Raw genomic sequence first — 5,767 nt, 5'->3', positions numbered from 1 at the left:
GGCCCCGACGACGCGGCCGACGGCCCCTCCACCGGCGCCTGCTCCAGCACCACATGCGCATTGGTCCCGCTGATCCCGAAGGAGGAGACAGCCGCCCGACGCGGCCGCTCCACCGAAGAACCCCACTCCCGGGCCTCCGTCAGCAACTCCACCGACCCCGCGTCCCAGTCCACTTCCGGCGAGGGCTGGTCGGCGTGCAGCGTCCTCGGCAGCACACCCGCCCGCATCGCCGACACCATCTTGATCACACCCGCCACACCCGCCGCCGCCTGCGGATGCCCGATGTTGGACTTGACCGACCCGAGGTACAACGGCCGCTCCGCCGGGCGGTCCTGGCCGTAGGTGGCGAGCAGCGCGTGGGCCTCGATCGGGTCGCCGAGGCGGGTCCCCGTGCCATGGGCCTCCACCACGTCCACGTCCGGCGCGGACAGTCCGGCGTTCGCCAGCGCCTGCCGGATCACCCGCTGCTGCGACGGACCGTTCGGCGCCGTCAGACCGTTCGACGCACCGTCCTGGTTCACCGCACTGCCCCGCACCACCGCCAGCACCGGATGCCCCAACCGCCGCGCGTCCGACAGCCGCTCCACCAACAGGACACCGACGCCCTCGGCCATACCGAACCCCTCGGCATCCACCGAGAAGGAACGGCACCGACCGTCCCTCGACAACCCCCGCTGCCGCGAGAACTCCACGAACATCCCCGGAGTCGACATCACCGTCACCCCACCCGCCAACGCCAGGTCGCACTCACCCGACCGCAACGACTGCACCGCCAGGTGCAACGCCACCAACGACGACGAACACGCCGTGTCCACCGTCACCGCCGGCCCCTCCAACCCCAACGCGTACGAGACCCGGCCGGACAGGACGCTGAGCGTGTTGCCCGTCAGCAGGTAGCCGGCGAGGTCGTCCGAGCCCTCGTGCAGCCGGGGGCCGTACTCCTGGGAGAGCGCGCCGGCGAAGACGCCCGTCCGGCTCCCCCGTAGCGAGTCCGGGTCGATCCCCGCCCGCTCCACCGCCTCCCACGAGGTCTCCAGCAGCAACCGCTGCTGCGGGTCCATCGCCAGCGCCTCACGCGGCGAGATCCCGAAGAACCCCGCGTCGAACTCGGCCACCGCGTCCAGGAACCCACCGGCCCGCACATAGCTGGACCCCGGCCGCGCCGCCTCGGGATCGAACAGTGCCTCGTTGTCCCAGCCGCGGTCGGTCGGCAGCGGTCCCACGGCGTCCCCGCCGTCCACCACCAGCCGCCACAGGTCCTCCGGGGACCGCACCCCGCCGGGGTACCGGCAGCCGATGCCCACCACGGCCACCGGCTCGCCCGACGCGGCCTCCACCGCCCGCAGGCGCTCCCTGGTCTGCCGCAGGTCGGCCGACACACGCTTCAGGTAGTCGAGGAGCTTCTCTTCGTTATCCATCGGGAATCCGTCCAACGGGTAGAGGCCGGGAGCGCCGTTCGAGGTCAGGCCGGGCGGTCGGGACAGGGGAGCCGCAGGGAGCCGCAGGGAGCAGCGGGGCAGCACGGAGCGGGGCGGGGCAGCACGGGACCGGGCGGAGCGGGGGCGGATCAGGACAGGCCGAATTCCTCGTCGATGAGCGAGAAGATGTCGTCGACGGTGGCGGACTCGTAGTCCCGCCGGTCCTCGGTGGCCCCCGTCTCGAAGGCGCGGGCCTCCTTCCACTTCCCGAGGAGGGCTTCGAGGCGCTCGGTGATGCCGGCGACTGCCTCGTCGTTCTGCGCCACCGCGCCGAGCGCGCCCTCCAGCCGGTCGAGTTCCTGGTAGACGGCCGCCCCGGCGCGGGCGTCCGGTACCGGCGCCCCGGTGGCCTCGGCCTCGCCGACGAGCCGGGACCGCAGCAGGGCCGCGAGTTCGGCGGGCGTCGGGTGGTCGAACACGGTGGTGGTCGGCAACCGCAGTCCGGTCGCGGCGTTCAGCCGGTTCCGCAGCTCGGTGGCGGCCAGCGAGTCGAAGCCGAGGTCCCGGAACGCCCGGCGGGCGTCGACCGCGCCGGCGAGACCGTGCCCCAGCACCACGGCCGTCTCGTCGAGCACCAGGTCCAGGACCAGCCGCTCGCGCTCGGGCCCGCGGAGTCCGGCGAGCCGCTGGGCCAGCGTCGTACCCCCGGTGGGCGAGGCCGCGGCGGCCGTCCGGCGGCCGGTCACCCGGACCAGCCCGCGCAGCAGCGGCGGTACGGCGGCCTGCCCGGCGCCGGAGGCCACCCGTGCCCGCAGGGAGGCGGTGTCCAGACGCATCGGCACCAGGACCGGCGCGGCCGCGCGGTGGGCGGCGTCGAAGAGTGCCAGCCCCTCCTCGGTGGACAGCGCGCCCATGCCGACCCGCCGCATCCGGTCGAGGTCGGCGCCGTCGAGGTGCCCCGTCATGGCGCTGCGTTCGGCCCACAGCCCCCAGGCGAGTGCGAGGGCCGGGAGGCCGCGCGAGCGCCGGTGCGCGGCCAGGGCGTCCAGGAAGGCGTTGGCCGCCGCGTAGTTGCCCTGTCCGGCGGCGCCCACCAGGGCGGTGGCGGAGGAGAACAGGGCGAACACCGCGAGGTCCAGGTGCTCGGTCTGCCGGTGCAGGTGCCAGGCGGCGTCCACCTTCGGCGCCATGACGCCGTCCAGCCGCGCCCGGTCCAGCGAGGTGACGACCCCGTCGTCCAGCACGCCCGCCGTGTGGACCACCGCCGTCAGCGGGTGCTCGGCCGGGATCCCGGCCAGCAGACGGGCGACCGCCCCGCCGTCCGTGACGTCGCACGCGGCGACGGTCACGGTGGCGCCGAGAGCGGTCAGCTCGGCGGCGAGGGCGGCGGCTCCGTCGGCCTTCGCGCCCCGGCGCGAGGCCAGGAGCAGGTGCCGTACGCCGTGGCGGGTCACCAGGTGCCGGGCGGTCAGCGCGCCCAGCGTCCCCGGGGCGCCGGTGATCAGCGCGGTGCCGTCCGGGTCCGGCGCGGCGGGCACGGTCAGGACGATCTTCCCGATGTGCCGGGCCTGGCGGAGGTGGCGGAACGCCTCGGGCGCCCGCCGGACGTCCCAGACGGTCAGCGGCGTCCGGTGCAGGGCCCCGGCCGCGAACAGGGCCAGGACCTCCCGGAGCATCGCGCCGATCCGCCCGGGGTCGACCTCCATCAGGTCGAAGATCCGGTAGTCGACGCCGGGGTGCGCGGCGGCCACCTCGGCCCCGTCCCGGTGGTCGGTCTTCCCCATCTCCAGGAAGCGCCCTCCCCGTGTCAGCAGCCGCAGGGAGGCGTCGACGAACTCGCCGGCCAGCGAGTTGAGCACGACCGAGAGCCCGCGCCCGCCGGTCGCCGCCAGGATCCGCTGCTCGAAGCCGAGATCCCGGGAGGAGGCGATGTGCGCCTCGTCCAGACCCGACGCGCGCAGGGTGCCCCACTTGCCCGGGCCGGCCGTGCCGTAGACCTCGGCCCCCCAGTGCCGGGCCAGCTGCACCGCGGCCATGCCGACCCCGCCGGCCGCCGAGTGCACCAGGACGCTCTCGCCGCGCCGCAGGTCCGCCAAGTCCCGCAGGCCGTGGTAGGCGGTCAGGAAGACCACCGGGACGGCGGCCGCCTCGGCGAACGACCAGCCGTCGGGCATCGGGACGACGGCCCGGTGGTCGGCCACCGCGACCGGTCCGAACGCGCCGGAGAACAGGCCCATCACCCGGTCGCCGACGGCGAGCCCGGCCACCCCGGGACCGATCTCGGTGACCACGCCGGCGCCCTCGATGCCGAGCCCGTCGAGCCTCGGGACCAGACCCAGCGCGACCACGACGTCACGGAAGTTGAGTCCGGCGGCGCGGACCGCGATCCGGACCCGGCCCTCGGCCAGCGGGCCGGTGGCGGAGTCGTCCGGGCCCGGCAGCAGCGCCAGGTTCTCCAGGGTGCCCTTGCCCTCGATGTCCAGCCGCCAGGCGGCCGCGCCGACCGGCGGCGTCAGCGCCGCGGCCGCCCCGGCGAGCCGGGGGACGCTCAGCGTGCCGTCGCGAAGGGCGAGTTGGGGCTCACCGGAGTGAACGGCCGCGGCCAACAGCGCCGGTGGGGCGTCGCCCTCGTCCAGGTCCAGCAGGACGAAGCGGCCGGGGTTCTCGGCCTGCGCGGCCCGCACCAGGCCCCACACCGGGGCCTGCACCGGCGCGGCCGCTCCCTCGCCGGGGCGGACGGTCACGGCGCCCCTGGTCACCACCACCAGGCGGGAGGCGGCGAACCGGTCGTCGGAAAGCCAGGTCCGCAGCGCGTCGAGGACGTCGGCGGCCAGCGCGCGGGCCGCCGCCCCGAGGTCGGCCGCGCCGGGGGTCGCGGCCGGGGCGGCGCAGGGCAGGAGGACCACCTCCGGCACGGCACCGTTCGTCCGCGTCGCCGCCTCCGCCAGCGAGCGCAGATCGGCGAACGTCCCGCCGACCGGGCCGTCGGAGCCGGCGCCCCCGGGCCTCTGGCCCGCGAAGCCGGCGCCCCCGGGGCTCGCCACGGCCCAGTCGCCTCCGGAGCCCGACGCGGTGGCCGCGGGCGCGCCGACGGCCACCCAGTCGACCTGGAAGAGCGCCTCGCCGTGGGCCCGGCCGACCTCGTCCAGCTGCTCCCGGGTGACCGGCCGCAGCGCCAGGGACTCGATCCCGGCGACCGGCCGGCCCGTGGTGTCGGCGACGCTCAGCGCCACCTTGCCGGCCCCCAGCGGGGTGACCGTGACCCGCAACGCGGTCGCACCGACGGCGTGCAGCGTCAGGCCCTCCCAGGCGAAGGGCAGCTGCGGCAGGCCGTCCGCCGTTTCGGCGGCCGGCCGGGCCAGACCGATGACGTGCAGCGCGGCGTCCAGCAGCGCCGGGTGCACGGCGAAGCGGTCGGCGCCGTAGGCGGCCTCCTCGGGCAGCGCGACCTCGGCGAACACCTCGTCACCCCGCCGCCAGGCCGCCCTGACGCCCCGGAAGGCCGGGCCGTAGGGCAGACCGGTCTCGGCCAGGCCGGCGTACAGCCCGTCGATCCGGACGGGTCCCGCTCCCGGCGGGGGCCAGGCCGCCGGGCCGGCGTCGCGTTCCCCGGCCGATCCGGCCCCTCCTACCGGTCCGGCGGGCCCCGCCAGGCCGGTGGCGTGCCTGGCCCACGGCTGCTCGGCCGGCGCCCCCGCCGGCTGGGAGTGCAGGCTCACCGGTCGCCGACCGGCCTCGTCGGGCGCGCCGACCACCACCTGGAGCGACACCGCGCCCTGGTCCGGCAGGACGAGCGGGGCGTGCAGCGTGAGCTCCTCGATCCGGCCGCAGCCGGCCCGGTCGGCGGCCTGGAAGGCCAGCTCCAGCAGGGCCGTGCCCGGGACCACCGTCGTCCCGAGGACGGTGTGGTCCGCCAGCCACGGGTGCTCGGCCAGCGAGAGCCGACCGGTGACGAGGAGGCCGTCGGAGTCGGGCAGCGCGAGTGCCGCGCCCAGGAACGGGTGGTCGACCGGGGTGAGTCCCAGGGTGCTCGCGTCACCCGACGCGCCCGGGGCCGGCCGCCACCAGTAGGACTGCCGTTGGAACGCGTACGTCGGCAGGCTCGCCGGGGTGGCACCGGTGCCCGCGAACGCGGCCGTCCAGTCCACCGGGCCGCCCCGGACGAAGGTCTCGGCGGCCGAGGTGAGGAAGCGTTCGAGTCCGCCCTCGTTCCGGCGCAGCGTTCCCACCACGACGGCGTCACGGCCGAGTTCCTCGACCGTCTCCTCGATGCCCGGGCGCAGTACCGGGTGGGGGCTGACCTCGATGAAGACGCCGTGGCCCTGTGCGGAGAGCCGGTGGACGGCCTG

General features: G+C 76.3%; 2 protein-coding genes. Both read right to left on the bottom strand.

What is annotated here, in order from left to right:
* A partial coding sequence (locus ACZ34W_RS38230; RefSeq protein ID WP_465611058.1) for a type I polyketide synthase occupies positions 1-1,418 on the bottom strand: 1,418 nt, incomplete at its 3' end.
* Between the two features lie 149 nt (positions 1,419-1,567).
* Positions 1,568-5,767, bottom strand: a 4,200-nt coding sequence (locus ACZ34W_RS38225; protein WP_465611056.1) for an SDR family NAD(P)-dependent oxidoreductase, incomplete at its 5' end; no start/stop codon positions are given.

The sequence above is a fragment of the Kitasatospora sp. NPDC022856 genome (genome assembly GCF_055561235.1).
Note: the sequence above shows the minus strand (reverse complement) of the source record. Positions and strands in the feature narration are given on the sequence as shown.